This window comes from Caulobacter sp. UNC358MFTsu5.1 (genome assembly GCF_000712075.1).
Classification (GTDB): domain Bacteria; phylum Pseudomonadota; class Alphaproteobacteria; order Caulobacterales; family Caulobacteraceae; genus Caulobacter.
Genome location: NZ_JONW01000009.1, coordinates 400,723 through 419,489, shown reverse-complemented (window position 1 = coordinate 419,489; position 18,767 = coordinate 400,723). Strand labels below are relative to the sequence as shown.

Genomic DNA, 18,767 nt, shown 5'->3' with positions numbered 1-18,767 from the left:
TGCATTGTGCCGTTCTGTCGGAGCGGGCAAACAGGCTTCGCAAAATGACGCCGAAGAGCGTCTCCGGTGCACGGCCCAGTCGGGAAGTTTGCATCTGTTTGCTATGGGGGCGGGGATGCGGCGCTACGATCGGCCGGAACTGGATGGCCTGAGGTTCTTCGCGTTCGCCCTGGTTCTGGTCTTCCACCTGCCGGACTATCTGCCGCTCGCCGCGGGGCGGCCCTGGCTGGCCGACGTCCTGACCGCCGGCGCGTTCGGCGTGCCGATCTTCTTCCTGCTGAGCGCCTTCCTGATCACCGAGCTGCTGGCGCGCGAGCACGAGGCCCAGGGACAGGTGCGCGTCGCGGCCTTCTACGGCCGCCGCATCCTGCGCATCTGGCCGCTGTATTTCATGGTTCTGCTGGGCCTGACGGCGCTGGAACACTGGACGCCGGGCGTGGGGCCCGCCCGGCCCGACCAGTTCGCCGCCTTCGCCCTGTTCTACGCCAACTGGCATATCGCCTTCCAAGGCTGGGTCGCCGGTCCGGTCGATCCGCTGTGGAGCATCTCGGTCGAGGAGCAGTTCTACCTGCTGGTTCCGGTCCTCATGGCGCTGGCGGGGCGCAGGGCGATCACGGCCCTGGCGCTCGCGGTCCTGGCCGCCTCGTACGGCGCGATCTGGCTCTACGCCGTCCATCCGACCGCCGGCGACAACGGGCAGTGGACCAACGGCCTGGTCCAGGGCCAGTTCTTCGCCGCCGGCTGCCTGCTTTCCAACCAGCTGCGCGGACGCGTCCCCAGCTGGCGCTGGCCTGTCCGGCTGGCGCTGCTGGCGGCCGGCGCGGCGGCCTGGCTGGTCGCGGTCCGCGTCTGCGGCGTCAAGAGCTGGGACCCGCAGTCGCCCACGCCGTGGCACGCCCTGGCGGGCTGGGGGCTGGTCCTGGGCGGGACGGTCGCGATCTTCCTGTCGACCCTCGGAGTCGATGGGACAGCCCTGCCGTCGGCCCTGACCTATGCGGGGCGCATCTCGTACGGCCTCTACGTCTTCCACGCCCTCGTCCTGCACCTGGTGTTCCACCAGGTCCTGCCGGCGCTGGACGGCTGGCGGCCGGGCCTTTCCCAGACCCTGGCGGGCCGGGGCGGGGGTCTCGTCGCGGCGATCCTGCTCCTGGGCCTGGCCGCCCATCTGTCCTACCGGTTCCTCGAGACGCCCTTCCTGCGGCTCAAGGCCCGGCTGGCCGTCGTCACGCGCTAGGAGTTTCCCGATGCCTCGCCACAGCCTCATCGCGCCCCTGGCGCTTTCGGCCCTGCTGCTGGGGACCAGCGCCGTCGCGGCGCCGGCTCCGGCCCGCTTCCCGGCCGACCGCCTGCCCGAGGACGAGATCATCTATCTGGTCATGCCCGACCGCTTCGAGAACGGCGATCCTACCAACGACCGGGGAGGGCTGGCCGGCGGCCGCGACAAGACCGGCTACGATCCGACCTCGAGGATGTTCTACCACGGCGGCGACCTGAAGGGCGTCATCGACCGGCTCGACTATATCCAGGGCCTGGGCGCGACGGCGATCTGGCTGACGCCCGTCTTCACCAACCAGACCGTCCAGTACGAGCCCGGGCGGGAGATCGCCGGCTATCACGGCTACTGGCCGCTGAACTTCCTGGACGTCGATCCGCACCTGGGCGACCGCGCGCTCTACAAGGCCTTCGTCGACGCCGCCCACGCCCGGGGCCTGAAGGTCTATCTCGACATCGTGGTCAACCACACCGCCGACATCATCCAGTATCGCGAGTGCGCCCCGCGCGGCTGCGTCTACCGGAGCCAGGCCGACTATCCTTATTCGCGGCGAGGCGGCGTCCAGGGCGAGCCGATCAACGACGGCTTCACCGGCCTTTCCGGCCAGACGCCGGGCAATTTCAAGCGGCTGACCCGGTCGGACTACGCCTACACCCCGTACGTCCCCGAGGCGGACCGCGACGCCAAGCAGCCCGCCTGGCTGAACGACCCGCGCTTCTACCACAACCGCGGGGAGTCCACCTTCGAGGGCGAGAGCTCGCAGTTGGGCGACTTCGCCGGGCTGGACGACGTCATGACCGAGGACCCCAGGGCGCTGGCCGGCTTCATCGACATCTACGGCCGCTGGATCGACGACTTCCGCGTCGACGGCTTCCGGATCGACACCGCCCGCCACGTCAATCCCGAGTTCTGGCGGGCCTTCGTGCCGGCCATGCAGAAGCGGGCCGTCGCCGCGGGCGTGACCAACTTCCATATCTTCGGCGAGGTGATGAACGACGACCCGGCGATCCTGGCGCGCCACACGCGCATCGACGGCCTGCCGGCGGTCAACGACTTCGCCTTCCACAGGGCGATCGTCGACGTGGTCGCCCGCAACAAGCCGACGGCCGAACTGGGCGAGGTGTTCGACAAGGACGCGCTGTACGAAGGCGGCCCGGCCGCCGCGCGGCGCCTGGTCACCCTGATCGGCAATCACGACGTCCTGAGGCTGGGGCGCACCGTCCGGTCGGCCAATCCCCAGGCCGATGAGGCCGAGCTGCTGAAGCGGACCATCCTGGCCAACGCCCTGCTGCTGACCGCGCGGGGCGTGCCGGCGCTCTACTACGGCGACGAGCAGGGCTTCACCGGCGTGGGCGACGGCGACCATGACTCGCGCGAGGACATGTTCGCCAGCCAGGTGGCCAGCTACAACGCCAACCGCCTGATCGGGACCTCGGCGACGACGACGGCGTCGAGCTTCAACCCGTCCCATCCGCTGTACCGCGAGATCGCCGAGCTGACCCGGCTGCGCCGGCAGGAGCCGGCCCTGCGGCGCGGGGACCAGATCACCCGCTACGAGACCAAGGGGCCCGGCCTCTTCGTCTTCTCCCGGCGCCTGGACGGCGAGGAGGTGCTGGTGGCCGTCAACACCGCGGCCGAGCCCAGGACGGCCCAGGTCCAGGTCGAGACCGCCTCGACGGACTGGCGCGGCCTGCGGGGCCAATGCGCGGCGAGCGCCCTGGCGCCGGGCGCCTACGCGGTCAGCGCGCCGGCCTTCGGTTACGTGGTCTGCAAATCGGCGGGAGCGGTGCGACCGAACGCGCGGCTTCCATGATCGGGGGCAAATATCGTACTAGGGCGCGCTCAAGACCAACTTGAACGGGTTCCAAGGCCTCCGGGCCGGTTTCAAAGAATGCAGACGTTTCCGCCGCACAGACTGTCCGTCGCCCCGATGATGGACTGGAGCGACCGCCATTGCCGGTCGCTGCACCGCGTGCTGTCGCGTCGGGCGCTGCTGTACTCGGAGATGGTGACCAGCGGCGCGGTGCTGAACGGCGACCGCCAGCGGCTGCTGGGCTTCGACGCCGGCCAGCATCCGGTGGCGCTGCAGCTGGGCGGCTCCGAGCCCGCCGAACTGGCCGCCGCCGCCAAGGTTGGCGAGGACTGGGGCTATGACGAGATCAATCTGAACGTCGGCTGCCCGTCCGACCGCGTCCAGAGCGGCCGGTTCGGCGCCTGCCTGATGCGCGAGCCGCAGCTGGTGGCCGATTGCATGGCCGCCATGGCCGCGGCGGTGAAGGTCCCGGTCACGGTCAAGTGCCGGATCGGGGTCGACGACCAGGATCCCGAGCAGAGCCTGTTCGAGCTGATCGACCTGTCGGCCCAGGCCGGCGTTGCTAGCTTCGTGGTCCACGCCCGCAAGGCCTGGCTGAAGGGGCTGTCGCCGAAGGAGAACCGCGACGTGCCGCCCCTGGACTATCCGCTGGTCCATCGGCTCAAGCGCGAACGGCCGGACCTGACCATCGTGATCAACGGCGGGATCCCGGACCTGGACGTGTCCCTGGCCCAGCTGGAGCACGTGGACGGGGTGATGCTGGGCCGGGCGGCCTATCACGAGCCCGGCCTGCTGGGGCAGGTGGACCGCCGGGTGTTCGGCGAGGACGTCTCCGACATCGACGACTTCGAGGCGGTCGAGCTCTACAAGCCCTACATGGCCGGCCAGCTGGCGTCGGGCGTGCATCTGGCGGCGATGACCCGCCACATGCTGGGCCTGTTCCACGGCCTGCCGGGCGCCCGCGCGTGGCGGCGGATTCTGACCGTCGAAGGGGTCAAGGCGGGGGCGGGCCTGGACGTGGTGGATCGCGCCGTGGCGGCCGTGCGCCAGGCGGTCGACGCCCGCGAGGCCCGGACGCTGGAAGTGGCGGAGTAGGGCTCTAGGAGCGCAGGACCAGGGCGCGGGGCGTGGCCTGGAAGCTGGACAGCCGGCCCAGATAGCTCATGCCCAGCAGCGAGGTCTCCAGACCCTTTTCGACGACCAGGGCCTCGACGTCGCGGACCTGGGCTCCGGCCACCGACACGCTGGCCAGCTTGACCGAGGCGGCGCGGGTCTCGCCCGAGGCCGTCATGACCTTGTAGTTGTAGTCCAGCGCCTTGGTGTCGATGCCCAGGCGCTTGGCGTCGGTCTGGCTGAGGGCCACGGCGGTGGCGCCGGTGTCGATCAGGAAGCGCACCGCGCGGCCGTCGACCTTGGCCTCGGCCCAGAAGTGGCCGTCGGCGGCCTTGACGATCTGGGCGGCGCCGTCGTCGACGGAGGCCGCGACAGGGGCGGGGCCGCGCAGGTCCGGCTGGCGCAGATCGTCCAGCGACACGACGGCTTTCGCCGCCCCGACCGCCGAGAGCGCGCCTACGATCGCGATGGTCGCGAACTTGAGCATCGAAGTCACCCCGCCATACAGGCTTTGTGGCCGTTTCTACGACCGTTGCCAGGCAGACTAGCGGGCAATGGGTTTTCAACCGGTGAATCGATCCCGGCGCGACCTTGCTTGGTTAATTAATCGATAATCGATCAGCAAATTAAAAATCTGTAATACTTAGCGATAACATCATTACATCTATGTAATCACTCAATATGACTTCGATTTAACTTAAGATGATCGAACATTTCCGGCAAATTACCACTCGCAAGTTCAGTGCTTATCGAGGGAACGTCGCCATGAAAAAGATCATCGTCGCCGCGGTTGTCGCCGCTTCGGCCTTCGCCGGAGCCGCCCAGGCCGGCGCCTCCGCCACCAATTTCGAGTTCCTGCAAGCCGCCCGCTGCCGCGGCCTGGCCGCTTCCGAAGGTCTCGGCAAGGTCGACACCGCCGGCATCGACGCGTTCCTGCGGCAGGAAGGCGTGAGCCGCGAGCTTCCGGTGCGCGTCTCGGCGAAGAACAAGATCGCCGACGCCCAGAAGGAAGGCGACAAGGCCGAAGGCGCCAAGAAGGACAAGCTGCTGGCCGAACGGTCGGGCGCCTGCTCGGCCTGGCTGAACGGCGCATCGACGGGCGCGGCCGTCAACACCTCGAACTAAGGGCCTCTAGCCTTGGCTGGCCATCAGGTTGGCCATCGGATCCGGGCGATGGGGAAGGGCGGCCATGATCGCGGCCCGTTCCTTGTCGCTCAACCGGGCCCAGCCGGCGATCTCGGGAAGGGTTCGCCGGCAGCCCAGGCAGAAGCCGCTTTGGCCGTCCACCGCGCAGACCTTCACGCAAGGCGTCGCGATGGGACGGGGCGGCGTCTTCAGCGTCTCAGGGGGCGTGGCCGAGGTCATGACCCGTATTTCGCCGTTCCAGGCCGGCCGCGCAAGGGCGGCCCGCGGCGAGACCCCGTGCGTCGATCGCGTTCGTAGTCCCAATCCTCCAAAGGAGCTTCCATGCGTATCCTGACCCTCACCGCCGCCGCCCTGCTCGCCGTTTCGGCGACCGCGCCGGCCTTCGCCGCCGATCGCGTCAGCGACGGCGAACTCGTGCGCGCCTCGCGCTGCCTGGGCCTGGCCAAGGCGGCGAACCTCGGCGCTTCGGACGCCACGGCCCTGCAGGCCTTCGTGAAGACCCAGAAGCGGGGACGCGATCCGCTGGTCCAGGACCGCGCGGAGGCCGCCGAGCGCAACGCCGCCTCGCAGGCCGGCAAGGCCAAGGACGACATGAAGGCCTCGCTGATCGCCGAACGCGACGGCGCCTGCAAGGCGCTGGTCGAGAACTCGTCGACCGCGACCGCCGCCCAGCCGGCCGGGGCCTGACCTCTCGGCTCTTTGCATCGGGCGCGGGCTGGCTTAAGTCCGCGCCCATGACCGCTTCTCCCTTCGACGACATCCGCAAGCTGGCCGCCGACGCGCCGGCCGTTCCGACCTCGACCTTCGCGGGCGGCGACCGCCTGGCGGAAATCTCGGCCTGGCTGACGGACTGGACCGGCAAGACGCCGCCGGCGGTGCTGCGCCCGGTCGTCGCCCTCTATGCCGGCGCCCGCCAGGGCGTGGGGCCGCGCGGCTGGGCCCGCGAGCGCCTCGAGGCCGTCGCCGCCGGCGGGGCCAATGTCTGCCGCATCGCAGGCGTCCAGGGTGCGGGGCTGGAAGCCTTCGACCTGGCCATCGACCGCCCGACGCCCGACGCCGTCCAGAAGGCGGCGATGAGCGAGAAGGAATGCGCCGCCACCATGGCCTTCGGCATGGAAGCCCTGGCCAAGCAGCCCGACCTGCTGATCCCCGGCGTGATCGCCGCCGAAACCGACCGCGCCGCCGGCGCCATCGCCCTGGCGCTGTTCGGCGGCGAGGCTTCGGACTGGAGCGACGCGCCCGAGCCGATCGCCGCCGCCGTGACCCGCGCCGCCGCCGAGGACGACCTGTCGGACCCGCTGGCCGCCCTGCGGCAGCTGGGAGGGCGCGAGACCGCCGCCCTGGTCGGGGCGATCCTGGCCGCCCGGGTCCAGAAGATCCCGGTGTTGCTGGACGGCTACGCCGCCTGCGCCGCCGCCGCCGTGCTGCACGCGCTGGACCCCGCCCTGGTCGCCCATTGCCAGGCCGGCCATGTCGGGACCGCCCGAGGCCATGCGCGCCTGCTGGAGGCGCTGGGCAAGCGGCCGCTGATCGCGCTGGACATCGCCGAGGAGGAGGGCGCCGGCGGGGTCACCGCCCTGGCCCTGGTCCGGTTGGCCTGCGAGGTCCGCTGAGGCCTTTCCGGGCTCAAACTGATCGTTGTTTACGTTGACGCTAAGGTCATCTTTCCAAACGCTCGTTCGAGCCCTAAGGTGACTCCCGAAAGTCAAAGACGGCCCCCGAAGAGGGCCGATTTCCGGGAGTCCGCCATGAACCTCGATTTCTCGCCCGAAGACGTCGCGTTCCGCGACGAGGTGCGCGCCTTCATCGCCGAGAACTATCCCGCCGGCCTGCGTGAAAAGCAGGAGGAGGGCGAGGAAATGGCCAAGGAAGACTTCCTGTCCTGGCACCGCACCCTGGCCAAGAAGGGCTGGGTGGCCCCGGCCTGGCCGGAGAAGTACGGCGGCCCGGGCTGGACCTCGGTCCAGCGCTACATCTGGTCGGAAGAGACCGCCCGCGCCGACTGCGTGCCGATCCTGCCGTTCGGCATCAACATGGTCGGGCCGGTGATCTACACCTTCGGCACCCCGGAGCAGAAGGAACGCTTCCTGCCGCCGACCCTGTCGGGCGACATCTGGTGGTCGCAGGGCTACAGCGAGCCGGGCGCGGGGTCGGACCTGGCCAGCCTGAAGACCAAGGCCGAGCGCTTCACCGGCGACGACGGCAAGGAATACTACCTGGTCAACGGCCAGAAGACCTGGACCACCCTGGCCCAGCACGGCGACTGGATCTTCTGCCTGGTCCGCACCGACCCGACCGCCAAGATCCAGGAAGGCATCTCGTTCCTGCTGATCGACATGAAGTCGCCGGGCGTGACCGTGCGTCCGATCATCACCCTGGGCGGCGAGCACGAGGTCAACGAGGTCTGGCTCGAGAACGTCAAGGTGCCGGTCGAGAACCGCATCTACGAGGAGAACAAGGGCTGGACCTGCGCCAAGTTCCTGCTGGCCCACGAGCGTAGCGGCATCGCCGGCGTGGCGCGCTCCAAGCGCGGCATCGAGCGCATCCGCCAGATCGCCTCGACCGAACTGGGCGACGACGGTCGGCCGCTGCTGACCGACCCGGACTTCAAGCGCAAGGTCGCCGACCTGGAGATCGACCTGACGGCCCTGGAATACACCGAGCTGCGCACCCTGGCCGGTGAAGCCGCCGGCAAGGGCCCCGGCCCGGAATCCTCGGTCCTGAAGATCAAGGGCACCGAGATCCAGCAGCGCATCACCGAGCTGGTGCTGGAGGCCGCCGGCCACTACGGCGCGCCGTACTTCCGCGGCTTCCCGAAGGACGGCGACAACGCCCATCCGATCGGCCCCGACTTCGCCCATCGCGCCGCGCCGACCTATTTCAACGTCCGCAAGACGTCGATCTACGGCGGCTCCAACGAGATCCAGCGCAACATCATCGCCAAGATGGTGCTGGGGCTTTAGGGCGTCGGGCGCGGAGCGATGAACCGGCTCGGGCTGGTCTTGGCTGTCACGGTCACGGTCGCTTCGTTCGGAGCGGCCGGCGGCGCTGTGGCGGGCCAGGTTCCCGAGGCCTCCTCGCGAGCCGTCGGCCAAGGTGTCGTGCATCGCACGCGCCTGGCGCCCGGCGAAGCGCCGGTGCTCGCCACCTTCGTCGGGCGCTCCGGAGATGTGCTCTGGCGTTCGAACGCGGAGGCCAAGACCGGCTGGCGGGGCGAAATCCGCTATCTCGGGGATAGTCAGGGCCTGTCGCGGTTCGAGGTCGTCGAATTCGCTTCGCGCGCCGGGCCTTCATCGACGATCGGCTTCCTGGCGAAAACGCCCGGCCGCGTGACGCTTCCGTTCAAGGACGCCGACGTCTTCCTAATCGTAGAAGCCGTGAAACCAGAGGGCATGACCTATCATCTGGAAGCGGTGATCCAAGACGAACAAGTCGTAGACGAACAGTCTTCAGAGGAAACCAAGGGATGGATTTCAACTTCACCGAAGAGCAGTCGATGGTCCGCGACACGGTCGCGAGCTTCCTGCAGGACAAGTACGACTTCGAGACCCGCCGCAAGATCGTCAATTCCGAGACCGGCTGGCGCCAGGACTACTGGAAGGCCTTCGCCGAGGAGCTGGGCATCCTGGGCGCCTCGTTCAGCGAGGAGCTGGGCGGACTGGGCGGCGGCGCCATCGACAACATGATCATCATGGAGGAGTTCGGTAAGGCGCTGGTCATCGAGCCCTATCTGGGCACCGTGGTGATCGGCGGCGGCTTCATGAAGCACTCGGGCTACGCCGGCGCGGCGTCGGTGATCGAGGGCATCGTGGCCGGCACGACCACCATCGCCTTCGCCTATGGCGAGCCCCAGGCCCGCTACACCTGGCAGGACCTGAAGACCACGGCCAAGAAGGACGGCTCGGGCTACGTCCTCAACGGTCACAAGGCCGTGGTGGTCGGCGCGCCGTTCGCCACGCACCTGGTGGTCACCGCCCGCACCGGCGGCGCCCAGCGGGACACGGGCGGCGTCTCGGTGTTCCTGGTCGACAAGAGCCTGCCGGGCATCGTCACTCGCGACTATCCGACGGTGGACGGCAACCGCGCCTCGGAAGTCTTCTTCGAGAACGTCTCGATCCCCGCCGACGCCCTGATCGGGCAGGAGGGCGGCGGCCTGCCCCTGGTCGACAAGGTGATCGACGAGGCCACGGCCGCCGTCGGCGCCGAGGCCGTGGGCGTGTTGCGCAAGCTGCACGAGGGCACCCTCGACTACGCCAAGCAGCGCAAGCAGTTCGGCACCGCCATCTCCAACTTCCAGGTGCTGCAGCACCGGATGGTCGACATGTTCATCGAGCTGGAGCAGGCCGTGTCGATGACCTACATGGCCACCATCAAGCTTTCGGAGAGCGACGACGAGCGCGCCAAGGCCGTCTCGGCCGCCAAGGTCCGCATCGGCCGCGCCTGCAAGTTCGTGGGCCAGAACGCCATCCAGATCCACGGCGGCATGGGCATGACCGACGAACTGGCCATCGGTCACTACTTCAAGCGCGCCACTCTGATCGAGGGCCTGTTCGGCTCGGTCGACCACCATCTGCGGCGCTACGAATCGCTGTCGTTCGGGCCCGCGACCGGCAAGGCGGCCTAAACCGCCTACGGACAAGCAGCCGGAAAGAGCTTCCGCCGCCCGCGACACGCCGTCGCGGGCGGTTTTTCTTTGGGGCGTGCGTTTTGTCCGCCCTGTTCCTGGGCGAGGCGTCGTTCAACCCGGCAGGACAACCTGCTGGACCTCGCCGTGACCGATCTTCGCCTCGACCTCGCCCCCCGACCGCTGACCGAAACCCTGACCGCCATGGACGCCAGCGCCCAGCTCCTGATGGAGCAGGCGCGCGAGGCCAAGGCCAAGGCCGACCGCCTGGAGGTGGCGCTTTCCCTGGTGGTGGGGGTGGTGGCCAATGATCCCGACCTCGAGGAAGGCCTTGTGCTGCAACGGATCGCGGGTCAGCTGCGGCTATGCGCCGACCTGCCGGAGATGGCCGCCGAGCTGGTCGGCTGCGACGTCGCCCGCATCGACGAGGCCATGCTGCGCGCCGCCGCCGCGATCATCGGCGCGGCCGGCAAGCCCGCGCCGACCGAACCCGAACATTCGACGACGCTCCACTAGGTCCGGCCGCGGCGCTCCGTGCGCGAAGCGTTGTCCGGCAAGGGGAATCCGAGGCTGAAGATCAATTCGTCCGTACGCGGATTTCGTCAGGGTTCGGATTAATTTTCTTGCGTTCGGGACGCGACGGCGCATGCTTTGCCTCGACGCGCTGACGACTAGGAGGGTGGGAGTCCCTGTAAGCCGCGCGCGTCTCCTGGCCCAACGGCCCCGTTGGTTTTCAAGCGAGTCTGGGAGACGCCGCCAAATGAACGTATCGAGAATGAACCACGCCATGCTGTCCTTCGCCCTGATCGGCGGGATGCTGGTCGGGGGCAGACAGACGCCCAAGCCGCCGGTCACCGAGCCCAAGCCTTCCAATCGGAAGTAGGGCGGCCGCAAACAGGCGAGAAAAAGGGGCGGCCCGCCTGGCGGACCGCCCCATTGCTTGATCTCGAAAGCTTCGAGCGGGCCTTACGGCTTGGCGACCGTGTTGCAGTCGGCGAGGCCGGCGGCGTCCAGTTCCTCGCCGCGATAGTTGAAGGTTTCCACCGCGCCCAGTTCGGCGGCGACCTTGCGGCACGCGCGGCCGATCGGCAGCGACTTGACCTGGGGAGCGGCGCAGACGACGCCGTTGCAGCGCCACATGGCGCCGTCCTGGATCAGGGTGGGAGCCTTGGCGGGGGCCTTCAGCTTGAGCACCGCGCCCTCGGCGGCGAACGCGCTGGTCGCCATGCCCAGCGTGGACAGGGCGGAGGCCGCGACGAGCGCGGTCACGAAGATACGCATGTTTGTTTCCTTATCCCCTAAGGCCGACATGGGGAGGTCGGCGGCGGACATATCGTTGCGTTTCGCAACTAAGTCAACAAACGAACGTTTGAAGACGCGTCTTCTTGCCCCTTTTCCGCAAGCCAGGCCAGTAGGGCGGGCGTTATGTCGCTGGCGTCTTCCGCCACCCGCCAGGCGTCCTCGAGCGACGGCGGGGTCAGGCCGCGGTCGATCGTGTGGCGCAGCAGGGCGAACAGCGGATCCCAGAAGCCGTCGGGATTGTGGAAGACGATCGGCTTGCGGTGCAGGTCCAGGCGTCGCCACGACAGCAGCTCGATGATCTCCTCCAGCGTGCCGATGCCGCCGGGCAGCACCACGAAGGCGTCCGAGCGCTCGAACATCATCATCTTGCGCTCGTGCATCGAGGTGACGACCACGGTTTCGACGTCGTCGAACGGCTGCTCGCGGCCGCGCAGGAACTCCGGGATGATCCCCAGCACCCGGCCGCCGGCCTCGTGGGCGCCGCGCGCCGTCGCCCCCATCAGGCCCACGCCGCCGCCGCCATAGACCAGCTTCAGCCCGGCCCTGGCGAAGTCGCCGCCGATGCGGAACGCCGCCTCGAGATAGGCCGGGTCGGCCGCGTTCGACGAGCCGCAATAGACGCAGACAGCCTGGCCGGTCCCCGGGTCGGACGTCGCGTCGCCGGCTTGGCCGCTGGACAGGTCGGGCATCGTCGTCCACTCCAGAAAAATAAACAGCGCGCCGGTCCTTGTGGACAAGGTCGGCGCGCCGCACGTGAGCACCCAAGGAAATAAGGCCGTCGGGGCGTCGTCGGCCGTTGGATACGCCATGATCAGGATTCGCGAGATCGGTTTCAAGTCAGCCGCCTTCAGGTCGGCCTGTGTCGTCGCGGCCCTGGGCGCGCTGGCCCTGGCGGCGTGCGGCCGGGGGGAGGAGGGCTGGCGGCGCGATCCGGCGGCGACCAAGGCCGAACAGCCCGCGCCCCAGGCGGGTTATCTGAAGCCGCCGCGCGTGGTGTCGGCGATCCGCGAAGGCGCCGCCGTGGCGCTGTCGGGCCAGGCCGAACCGTCGTCCAGCGTCAGGCTGGGCGCGCCGACCGGCGAGGCCCTGGTGGGCAAGGCCGACGCGGCCGGCGCCTGGCGGCTGGTGACGCCCCTGGCCGGCGAGCCGCGGCTGTACGGCCTGTCGATGACCCTGGAGGACCGGACCGTCCAGGCCCAGGGCTATCTGATGGTCGCGCCGAACGGCGCCGCGGTGCTGCTGCGCGCCGGGGCCGGGGCCGAGGTGATGGGGAAGAGCTCGCTGTCGCCGCGTCTGCTGGCGATGGACTACGACCGCAGCGGCGGGGCCGTCGTCTCGGGCGTCGGCACGCCGGGCGCGGGCCTGGGCGTCCGCGTGGACCGCGCCACGCGCGGCGAGGGCAAGGTCGGCGAGGATGGGCGGTTCTCGATCTCGCTGGACCAGCCGCTGACGGCCGGCGCCCACACCATCCAGGTGGCGGGCGAGGGCGGCGAGCAGCAGGTGGTCGTCGAGGTCAGCCCGCCGGCGACGCCGACGAACGGGCCCGTGGCCTCGACGCTGACGGCCCTGGGCTGGCGCGTCGACTGGATGACGCCCGGCGGCGGACTGCAGACCACCCAGCTGCTGGACGGCGGCCAGTGAGGGGCATGGCGCCGCGATCCGGAGCCGTGGCGGGCGCCGTGGCCGCCCCCGAGGTCAAGGCCAACGGCTGGAAGGCCATGGCCGACCTGTTCGGCCTGGTGATGCGCTCCAAGGCCCCCGGCCTGCGCTGGCGCTTGACCCTGGCCCTGGTGTTGACCTTCGCGGGCAAGTTCCTGGGCGTGATCGCGCCGCTTCTGCTGGGCAAGGCGGTCAACGCCCTGACGGCGGGGCAGGGCGCGGCCGTGCAGGTGGGGCTGACCTTCGCCGCCCTGGCCGGCGGCTGGGCCTTGATCCGCTTCATCTCCGCGGTGGCCCCCCAGGCGCGCGACGCGGTGTTCACGCCGGTGGCCCAGGCCGCCCAGACCCGCGCGGCGGTCGAGACCTTCGCCCACGCCCTGTCGCTGTCGATCGACTTCCACCAGACCAAGCGCACCGGCTCGCTGTCGCGGGTGATCGATCGCGGCGCGCGGTCGATGGATTTCCTGCTGCGCGGCCTGGTGTTCAACATCGCGCCGACGGCGGTGGAACTGATCATGGCCGCCATCGTGCTGGCCAAGGCCTATGACTGGCGCTTCGCCCTGACGGCCGTGGTCACGGTGGTGATCTACGGCGTGGTGACCTTCACGATCTCGGACTGGCGGATCGGCCATCGCCGGGTGATGAACGAGGCCGACGCCGAGGCCGCCGGGCGGGCCGTGGACGCCCTGCTGAACTACGAGACGGTCAAGGCCTTCGGGGCCGAGGAGCGGGCGGTCGGCGGCTATGACAACGCCCTGACGGCCTACGGCGCGGCCAACATCAAGGCGACCAACTCCCTGACCCTGCTCAACACCGTGCAGTCGGCGGTGATGAGCCTGGGCCTGGGCGTGATGGCCATCCTGGCCGGGGGCGAGGCGGCCGCCGGCCGGATCGGGCCCGGCGACGTGACCGCCGCCGTGCTGATCCTGGTCAACCTGTACGGCCCGCTGAACATCCTGGGCTTCGCCTATCGCGAGATCCGCCAGTCGTTCATCGACATGGAGGCCATGCTCGACCTGCGTCGCGCCCAGCCCGACGTGGCCGACGCGCCCGACGCCATCGACCTGCCGCCGCCCGCCGACCGGCGCGGCGGGGCCGTGGCCTTCGAGGGCGTCTCGTTCCGTCACGGCGCGCGTTCGGAGGGCCTGCAGGGCGTGACCTTCACGGCCCGGCCGGGAACCACCGTCGCCATCGTCGGTCCCTCGGGCGCGGGCAAGACCACCCTGGTGCGCCTGGCCCTGCGGATGATCGATCCCCAGGCCGGGCGGGTGACCCTGGACAGCCACGACCTGAAGGCGCTCAAGCAGGGATCGCTGCGTCGCGCCGTCGCCCTGGTGCCGCAGGACGTGGCCCTGTTCAACGACACGGTGATGGCCAACATCGCCTTCGCCCGTCCCGACGCCTCCGAGGCCGAGGTCTGGGCCGCCGCCGAGGCGGCCGAACTGGGCGAGTTCATCCGCAACCTGCCCGAGGGTATGGCCACCAAGGTCGGCGAGCGGGGGCTGAAGCTGTCGGGCGGCGAGCGCCAGCGGGTGGGCATCGCCCGGGCCCTGCTGGCCGATCCGCGCGTGCTGATCCTGGACGAGGCGACCAGCGCCCTGGACAGCCGTACCGAGGCCGCCATCCAGGCCACTCTGCGCAAGGCGAGGGAAGGGCGCACGACCCTGGTGGTCGCCCACCGCCTGTCGACGATCGCCGACGCCGACGAGATCGTCGTCCTGCGCCGTGGAAAGGTTGTGGAGCGTGGCCCCCATGCGGCGCTTTTGGAGGCTGGGGGCGAATACGCGGCGTTGTGGCGGCGACAGACTCGGGAGAAACCTGTGGAAGCGGGGGCGGTCGTCGATTGATATCCGAAAACCGCCATTGTAGAACGAACGTAGAACATTTCTGGCGGTTACGGACATGCTGACGCGAAAGATCGATCGGGCCCTGGACGCGATGGCCGCCTGCAAGGACCGGGTTCCGGCCCTGCGCGAGATCTACCGCGCCGACAGCCCCGAGGGCCTGGCCCTGGGCAATCTGATGGAAGCCGTCGAGCGGGCCCAGCAGGTGCTGCAAGGCCAGGGCGTCCAGGCCGCGAAGTAGCCTTCCAGGGCGATTTGTGGGGTGCGGGCCGCCGCGCCGCCGCTGTATCCTGCCGGCTCGACAGACCTCTCCACTTTCGGGAGCCGCCCATGCGCTATCTGCACACCATGGTCCGCGTGAAGGACCTCGACGCCTCGCTGCGCTTCTATTGCGAGGGGCTGGGCCTGACCGAGATGTACCGGATGGAGAACGACAAGGGTCGTTTCACCCTGGTGTTCCTGGCCGCGCCGGAAGACGTCGAGCTGGCCAAGGAGCGCAAGGCGCCGCTGGTCGAGCTGACCTACAACTGGGATCCCGAGGACTATCAGGGCGGCCGTAACTTCGGCCACCTGGCCTATCGGGTGGACGACATCTACGAGACCTGCCAGCGGCTGATGGACATGGGCGTGACGATCAACCGTCCGCCGCGCGACGGCCACATGGCCTTCGTCCGCTCGCCCGACAACATCTCGGTGGAGCTGCTGCAGGACGGCAACCTGGACCCGGCCGAGCCGTGGGCCTCGATGCCGAACACGGGCGCCTGGTAGAAGGCGGCGCTAGACCAGCTTCACCCGGGGCTCCGGCGGGGTGTAGAGCGCGGCCAGGGCTTCGAGGCGGGCTTCCGGGTCATCGATGATCGCCAGCCAGGCCAGACGGGCCAGCTCCAGCCGGTAGTCGGCCGCATAGCCGGTCGAGAACGGCGACTGGGTGCTGCCGGGCGGTTCCGCGGCCTTGGCGTTGGCCAGCTTCTGGCGGGTCAGGATGGCGGGACGGTCGATCAGGACCTCGCCTTCGCCGGTCGCGACCCAGCCGTCGACAAGGGCGCAGGCGGCCACCGCGTGATAGACCACCACCGGCAGGGCGCGCTTCTGGGGCGCGGGTTCGGCGACCATGATCGGCTTGACGGCGGTCGGCGGGCTGGTGATCCGGAAGGCCAGGGCGTTGGCGCCGCGTAGCAGGATGGTCTTCCAGTGATCATTGGTCTTGCTCATGGTTAAGCCTGTATCCGCTGCGCGGCGCGTGGTGAAGACCCAACGCGGCAAATGGCGCAGCGGATACGGACTCGGACGGAAATCCTACTCGGCGGCGGCCGGGACGGGCGTCTTGAGCGTGGGGTAGTCGACATAGCCCCGGCCGTCGCCGCCGTAGAAGGTGGTCGGGTCGGGGGCGTTGAGCGGCGCGTCGAGCCGCAGGCGCTCCACCAGGTCCGGATTGGCGATGAAGGCCTTGCCGAACGCGACAGCGTCGTACTTGCCGGCGTCGAGCGCCGCCTGGGCGGTTTCGCGGGTGAACTTCTCGTTGGCGATGTAGACGCCGCCGAACGCCGCCTTCAGGTCCACGCCCAGGCTGTCGGGGCCTTCGTATTCGCGGGCGCACAGGAAGGCGATCCGACGCTTGCCCAGTTCCTTGGCCGCGTAGCCGAAGGTGGCGGTCAGGTCGCTGTCGCCCATCGAGTGGCTGTCGGCGCGCGGAGCCAGGTGCACCCCGACCCGGCCGGGGCCGAACACCGAGGCCACCGCGTCTGCGACTTCCAGCAGCAGGCGCGCGCGGTTCTCGATCAGGCCGCCGTACTGGTCGGTGCGCTGGTTCGAGCCGTCCTGCAGGAATTGGTCGAGCAGGTAGCCGTTGGCGCCGTGGATTTCGGCGCCGTCGAAGCCGGCGGCCTTGGCGTTCTCGGCGCCCTGGCGGAAGGCCTCGACCACGCCGGCGACTTCCTCGGTCGTCAGGGCGCGGGGCGTCGGGTAGGGGCGTTCGGGACGCAGCAGGCTGACATGGCCCTTGGCCGGGATCGCGCTGGGACCGACCGGCGCCGCGCCGTCGTGGAACGACGGATCGGAGACCCGGCCCACGTGCCACAGCTGAATGAAGATGCGGCCGCCCTTGTCGTGCACGGCCTTGGTCACCTGCTTCCAGCCCTCGACCTGCGCCTGGGACCAGATGCCGGGCACGCCTTGGTAGCCGACGCCCTGCGGCGTGACGGGCACGCCCTCGGTGATCAGCAGGCCGGCCGAGGCGCGCTGGGCGTAGTACTCGGCCATCAGGGCGTTGGGAATCTGGGTCGGGCCGGCCCGCAGGCGGGTCAGCGGCGCCATGACGACGCGGTTGGGCAACTTCAGGTCGCCGACGACAAGCGGATCGAACAGGGTGGGCATGGAGAATCTCTGGAGGCTCGCCGACCCCGCGCCGGCGTCCCGAATATCTGGCGTGCCGCGTTCCGATCGCAACTGCCACAGGCTCTGATTTTATTCTGAAGCGCGCCGCAGGGAATCTGGGGGAACGTCCTGCCTCCGACCGTCGTTGGCTTGGGGAGAGACGGAGAACTCCCATGGCTGAACCCCACGAGACCCTCGACGTGACCAACGGCGACGAGGACGACGGCGTCTACGACCCCTCCATGGTCGAAGCCAATCTCAATATCGAGCATGGCGGCGGGGTCGGCGCCCGCGACCTGGCGCGGCAGAGGGAGCCGACCGAGGTCGTCACGCCCGACGACGAGGACGACGGCCCGACCGAAGGGCTGGGCCGGGCTCATCCGAAGGAATGACGCCATGGCCGAATTGAACACCGAGAAACGCGACAAGCTGCCCGACAAGGCCTTCGCCGAACCGGAGAAGCGCGCCTATCCGATCGAGGACAAGGCCCACGCCCGTAACGCCAAGGCCCGCGCCAGCCAGGCCGTGAAAGCCGGCCGGATGTCCAATGCCGAGGAAAAGCGGATCGACGGCAAGGCCGACGCGGTCCTCAAGAAGGGTTAGGGCTCGACCGGAGCGAGCAGTCCGGTCTATTCGCCTAGGCTCCTCCCTTCGCTGCAGAGAATCCGTCCATGCCCTCCGGCCTCGCCGCCCTTCTCGACGACATCGCCGGCATCACCAAGCTGGCGGCCGCCTCGCTGGACGACGTGAGCGGCGCCGCCGGCAAGGCCGGGGTCAAGGCCGCCGGGGTGGTGGTCGATGACACCGCCGTCACGCCGGGCTACGCCATGGGCTTCACGCCCGAGCGCGAGCTGCCGATCGTCTGGAAGATCGCGGTCGGCTCGTTCCGCAACAAGCTGCTGTTCCTGCTGCCCGGCGCCCTGATCCTCAGCGCCTTCGCCCCCTGGGCCGTGACCCCGATCCTGATGGTCGGCGGCGCGTACCTGGCCTTCGAGGCCACCGAGAAGATCATCGAGGCCTTCGTCGAGCACGAGGTGGCCGGCGACGAGGCCGAGGACTTCGCCCTCAGCAGCGCCGAACTCGAGACCCAGAAGGTCAACGGGGCGATCCGCACCGACCTGATCCTGTCCGGCGAGATCATGGCCATCGCCCTGGCCGATGTCGCCGACAAGCCCCTGGCCATACAGGCGGCGGCCCTGGCCATTATCGGCGTGCTGCTGACCGTGGCGGTCTACGGCATGGTCGGGCTGATCGTGAAGATGGACGACATCGGCCTGCACCTGGCCAAGGGGCGCTCGAAGGCGCTGCAGGGGCTGGGGCGCGGCCTGGTCAAGGCGATGCCGGTGACCATGGAGGCCCTGACCGTGATCGGCACCGCGGCCATGCTGTGGGTCGGCGGCGGCATCATCGTCCACGGCCTGGAGCACTTCCACCTGACCCCGATCCCGCACTGGGTGGAGGGCGCGTCGCACTGGGCCGGCCAGGTCCCGGTGGTTGGCGCGATCACGGGCTGGCTGGCCATGGCGGCGGGCTCGGCCGTGGTGGGGCTGATCGTGGGCGGCGCGATCGTCGGCGCGATCCACCTGATCCCCAGCAAAAAGGCGGCGCACTAGGCGCCGC

Annotated in this window: 22 protein-coding genes and 1 pseudogene; 17 read left to right on the top strand and 6 right to left on the bottom strand. The window is 69.4% G+C overall.

What is annotated here, in order from left to right:
• The first annotated feature begins 115 nt into the window (after positions 1-115).
• The 3 genes from BR39_RS0119185 (at position 116) to dusA (ending at position 4,181) form a co-directional block, all read left to right on the top strand.
• Complete coding sequence (locus BR39_RS0119185; RefSeq protein WP_029915160.1) at positions 116-1,234, top strand: acyltransferase; 1,119 nt, start codon at positions 116-118, stop codon at positions 1,232-1,234.
• Positions 1,235-1,244: 10 nt separating this feature from the next.
• Positions 1,245-3,086 (top strand): alpha-amylase family glycosyl hydrolase, encoded by a 1,842-nt coding sequence (locus BR39_RS0119180; RefSeq protein WP_029915159.1) that lies wholly within the window; start codon positions 1,245-1,247, stop codon positions 3,084-3,086.
• Positions 3,087-3,164: 78 nt separating this feature from the next.
• Positions 3,165-4,181 carry a tRNA dihydrouridine(20/20a) synthase DusA gene (dusA, locus tag BR39_RS0119175; RefSeq protein ID WP_035018684.1) on the top strand — a complete coding sequence of 339 codons (1,017 nt, stop codon included), beginning with the start codon at positions 3,165-3,167 and terminating at the stop codon, positions 4,179-4,181.
• Between the two features lie 4 nt (positions 4,182-4,185).
• Here dusA and BR39_RS0119170 read toward each other — a convergent pair whose 3' ends face one another.
• Positions 4,186-4,686, bottom strand: a complete 501-nt coding sequence (locus BR39_RS0119170; protein WP_029915155.1) for a TIGR02281 family clan AA aspartic protease — start codon at positions 4,684-4,686, stop codon at positions 4,186-4,188.
• Between the two features lie 278 nt (positions 4,687-4,964).
• On the opposite strand from BR39_RS0119170, the gene BR39_RS0119165 reads away from it, so the two are divergent.
• Positions 4,965-5,324, top strand: a complete 360-nt coding sequence (locus tag BR39_RS0119165) for a hypothetical protein (RefSeq protein WP_029915153.1) — start codon at positions 4,965-4,967, stop codon at positions 5,322-5,324.
• A 6-nt stretch (positions 5,325-5,330) separates the two neighbouring features.
• Here BR39_RS0119165 and BR39_RS0119160 read toward each other — a convergent pair whose 3' ends face one another.
• Entirely contained in the window at positions 5,331-5,564 is a 234-nt protein-coding gene (locus BR39_RS0119160) for a DUF1289 domain-containing protein (protein WP_029915151.1), read from the bottom strand.
• A gap of 102 nt (positions 5,565-5,666) precedes the next feature.
• Between BR39_RS0119160 and BR39_RS0119155 the strand changes: the two genes are divergently transcribed.
• The 6 genes and pseudogenes from BR39_RS0119155 to BR39_RS27110 all read left to right on the top strand — a co-directional run bounded on the left by BR39_RS0119155 (position 5,667) and on the right by BR39_RS27110 (position 10,852).
• Complete coding sequence (locus tag BR39_RS0119155; RefSeq protein WP_029915149.1) at positions 5,667-6,032, top strand: hypothetical protein; 366 nt, start codon at positions 5,667-5,669, stop codon at positions 6,030-6,032.
• Positions 6,033-6,079: 47 nt separating this feature from the next.
• Positions 6,080-6,958: a nicotinate-nucleotide--dimethylbenzimidazole phosphoribosyltransferase gene (locus BR39_RS0119150; RefSeq protein WP_029915148.1), complete on the top strand. Its 879-nt coding sequence runs from the start codon at positions 6,080-6,082 to the stop codon at positions 6,956-6,958.
• Positions 6,959-7,093: 135 nt separating this feature from the next.
• Complete coding sequence (locus BR39_RS0119145; protein WP_029915145.1) at positions 7,094-8,308, top strand: acyl-CoA dehydrogenase family protein; 1,215 nt, start codon at positions 7,094-7,096, stop codon at positions 8,306-8,308.
• A gap of 503 nt (positions 8,309-8,811) precedes the next feature.
• Entirely contained in the window at positions 8,812-9,969 is a 1,158-nt protein-coding gene (locus BR39_RS0119140) for an acyl-CoA dehydrogenase family protein (RefSeq protein WP_029915143.1), read from the top strand.
• A gap of 147 nt (positions 9,970-10,116) precedes the next feature.
• Positions 10,117-10,485, top strand: a complete 369-nt coding sequence (locus BR39_RS0119135) for a hypothetical protein (RefSeq protein WP_231499510.1) — start codon at positions 10,117-10,119, stop codon at positions 10,483-10,485.
• Between the two features lie 227 nt (positions 10,486-10,712).
• A pseudogene (locus BR39_RS27110) lies at positions 10,713-10,852 on the top strand (hypothetical protein).
• 83 nt (positions 10,853-10,935) lie between these two features.
• Here the strand turns inward: BR39_RS27110 and BR39_RS0119125 are convergent.
• Together BR39_RS0119125 and BR39_RS0119120 are read right to left on the bottom strand one after the other, a co-directional pair.
• Entirely contained in the window at positions 10,936-11,250 is a 315-nt protein-coding gene (locus BR39_RS0119125) for a hypothetical protein (RefSeq protein ID WP_029915139.1), read from the bottom strand.
• A gap of 68 nt (positions 11,251-11,318) precedes the next feature.
• Positions 11,319-11,960 carry a TIGR00730 family Rossman fold protein gene (locus BR39_RS0119120; RefSeq protein ID WP_029915137.1) on the bottom strand — a complete coding sequence of 214 codons (642 nt, stop codon included), beginning with the start codon at positions 11,958-11,960 and terminating at the stop codon, positions 11,319-11,321.
• Between the two features lie 118 nt (positions 11,961-12,078).
• Here BR39_RS0119120 and BR39_RS0119115 point away from each other — a divergent pair, with 118 nt between their 5' ends.
• The 4 genes from BR39_RS0119115 to BR39_RS0119100 all read left to right on the top strand — a co-directional run bounded on the left by BR39_RS0119115 (position 12,079) and on the right by BR39_RS0119100 (position 15,542).
• A complete protein-coding gene (locus tag BR39_RS0119115; RefSeq protein ID WP_029915135.1) occupies positions 12,079-12,912 on the top strand; it encodes a hypothetical protein in 834 nt (277 codons plus the stop codon).
• A complete protein-coding gene (locus BR39_RS0119110; protein WP_156035838.1) occupies positions 12,843-14,777 on the top strand; it encodes an ABC transporter ATP-binding protein/permease in 1,935 nt (644 codons plus the stop codon). Before BR39_RS0119115 ends, BR39_RS0119110 begins: the two co-directional genes overlap by 70 nt.
• Positions 14,778-14,832: 55 nt before the next feature.
• Positions 14,833-15,015, top strand: coding sequence for a hypothetical protein (locus BR39_RS0119105; protein WP_029915130.1), 183 nt, complete (start codon positions 14,833-14,835; stop codon positions 15,013-15,015).
• Between the two features lie 89 nt (positions 15,016-15,104).
• The gene (locus BR39_RS0119100) at positions 15,105-15,542 is read left to right on the top strand and encodes a VOC family protein (protein ID WP_029915128.1); all 438 of its coding nucleotides are present in this window, start codon (positions 15,105-15,107) and stop codon (positions 15,540-15,542) included.
• Positions 15,543-15,551: 9 nt separating this feature from the next.
• On the opposite strand, the gene BR39_RS0119095 is transcribed toward BR39_RS0119100, so the two are convergent.
• Entirely contained in the window at positions 15,552-15,986 is a 435-nt protein-coding gene (locus BR39_RS0119095; RefSeq protein WP_029915126.1) for a hypothetical protein, read from the bottom strand.
• Positions 15,987-16,070: 84 nt separating this feature from the next.
• Positions 16,071-17,147: an alkene reductase gene (locus BR39_RS0119090; protein WP_029915124.1), complete on the bottom strand. Its 1,077-nt coding sequence runs from the start codon at positions 17,145-17,147 to the stop codon at positions 16,071-16,073.
• A gap of 173 nt (positions 17,148-17,320) precedes the next feature.
• On the opposite strand from BR39_RS0119090, the gene BR39_RS25455 reads away from it, so the two are divergent.
• From BR39_RS25455 to BR39_RS0119075, 3 genes are all read left to right on the top strand, one after another.
• Positions 17,321-17,539 carry a hypothetical protein gene (locus tag BR39_RS25455; protein ID WP_035018681.1) on the top strand — a complete coding sequence of 73 codons (219 nt, stop codon included), beginning with the start codon at positions 17,321-17,323 and terminating at the stop codon, positions 17,537-17,539.
• A gap of 4 nt (positions 17,540-17,543) precedes the next feature.
• A complete protein-coding gene (locus BR39_RS0119080; protein WP_029915122.1) occupies positions 17,544-17,750 on the top strand; it encodes a DUF6582 domain-containing protein in 207 nt (68 codons plus the stop codon).
• A gap of 68 nt (positions 17,751-17,818) precedes the next feature.
• Positions 17,819-18,760, top strand: a complete 942-nt coding sequence (locus BR39_RS0119075) for a DUF808 domain-containing protein (RefSeq protein ID WP_029915120.1) — start codon at positions 17,819-17,821, stop codon at positions 18,758-18,760.
• Positions 18,761-18,767: the final 7 nt, after the last annotated feature.

Bases quoted from the DNA above. Each gene is read 5' to 3' on its own strand.
- BR39_RS0119185 (WP_029915160.1), top strand. From the start codon at position 116: ATGCGGCGCTACGATCGGCCGGAACTGGATGGCCTGAGGTTCTTCGCG.
- BR39_RS0119180 (WP_029915159.1), top strand. From the start codon at position 1,245: ATGCCTCGCCACAGCCTCATCGCGCCCCTGGCGCTTTCGGCCCTGCTG.
- dusA (WP_035018684.1), top strand. From the start codon at position 3,165: ATGCAGACGTTTCCGCCGCACAGACTGTCCGTCGCCCCGATGATGGAC.
- BR39_RS0119170 (WP_029915155.1), bottom strand. From the start codon at position 4,686: ATGCTCAAGTTCGCGACCATCGCGATCGTAGGCGCGCTCTCGGCGGTC.
- BR39_RS0119165 (WP_029915153.1), top strand. From the start codon at position 4,965: ATGAAAAAGATCATCGTCGCCGCGGTTGTCGCCGCTTCGGCCTTCGCC.
- BR39_RS0119160 (WP_029915151.1), bottom strand. From the start codon at position 5,564: ATGACCTCGGCCACGCCCCCTGAGACGCTGAAGACGCCGCCCCGTCCC.
- BR39_RS0119155 (WP_029915149.1), top strand. From the start codon at position 5,667: ATGCGTATCCTGACCCTCACCGCCGCCGCCCTGCTCGCCGTTTCGGCG.
- BR39_RS0119150 (WP_029915148.1), top strand. From the start codon at position 6,080: ATGACCGCTTCTCCCTTCGACGACATCCGCAAGCTGGCCGCCGACGCG.
- BR39_RS0119145 (WP_029915145.1), top strand. From the start codon at position 7,094: ATGAACCTCGATTTCTCGCCCGAAGACGTCGCGTTCCGCGACGAGGTG.
- BR39_RS0119140 (WP_029915143.1), top strand. From the start codon at position 8,812: ATGGATTTCAACTTCACCGAAGAGCAGTCGATGGTCCGCGACACGGTC.
- BR39_RS0119125 (WP_029915139.1), bottom strand. From the start codon at position 11,250: ATGCGTATCTTCGTGACCGCGCTCGTCGCGGCCTCCGCCCTGTCCACG.
- BR39_RS0119120 (WP_029915137.1), bottom strand. From the start codon at position 11,960: ATGCCCGACCTGTCCAGCGGCCAAGCCGGCGACGCGACGTCCGACCCG.
- BR39_RS0119115 (WP_029915135.1), top strand. From the start codon at position 12,079: ATGATCAGGATTCGCGAGATCGGTTTCAAGTCAGCCGCCTTCAGGTCG.
- BR39_RS0119105 (WP_029915130.1), top strand. From the start codon at position 14,833: ATGCTGACGCGAAAGATCGATCGGGCCCTGGACGCGATGGCCGCCTGC.
- BR39_RS0119100 (WP_029915128.1), top strand. From the start codon at position 15,105: ATGCGCTATCTGCACACCATGGTCCGCGTGAAGGACCTCGACGCCTCG.
- BR39_RS0119095 (WP_029915126.1), bottom strand. From the start codon at position 15,986: ATGAGCAAGACCAATGATCACTGGAAGACCATCCTGCTACGCGGCGCC.
- BR39_RS0119090 (WP_029915124.1), bottom strand. From the start codon at position 17,147: ATGCCCACCCTGTTCGATCCGCTTGTCGTCGGCGACCTGAAGTTGCCC.
- BR39_RS25455 (WP_035018681.1), top strand. From the start codon at position 17,321: ATGGCTGAACCCCACGAGACCCTCGACGTGACCAACGGCGACGAGGAC.
- BR39_RS0119080 (WP_029915122.1), top strand. From the start codon at position 17,544: ATGGCCGAATTGAACACCGAGAAACGCGACAAGCTGCCCGACAAGGCC.
- BR39_RS0119075 (WP_029915120.1), top strand. From the start codon at position 17,819: ATGCCCTCCGGCCTCGCCGCCCTTCTCGACGACATCGCCGGCATCACC.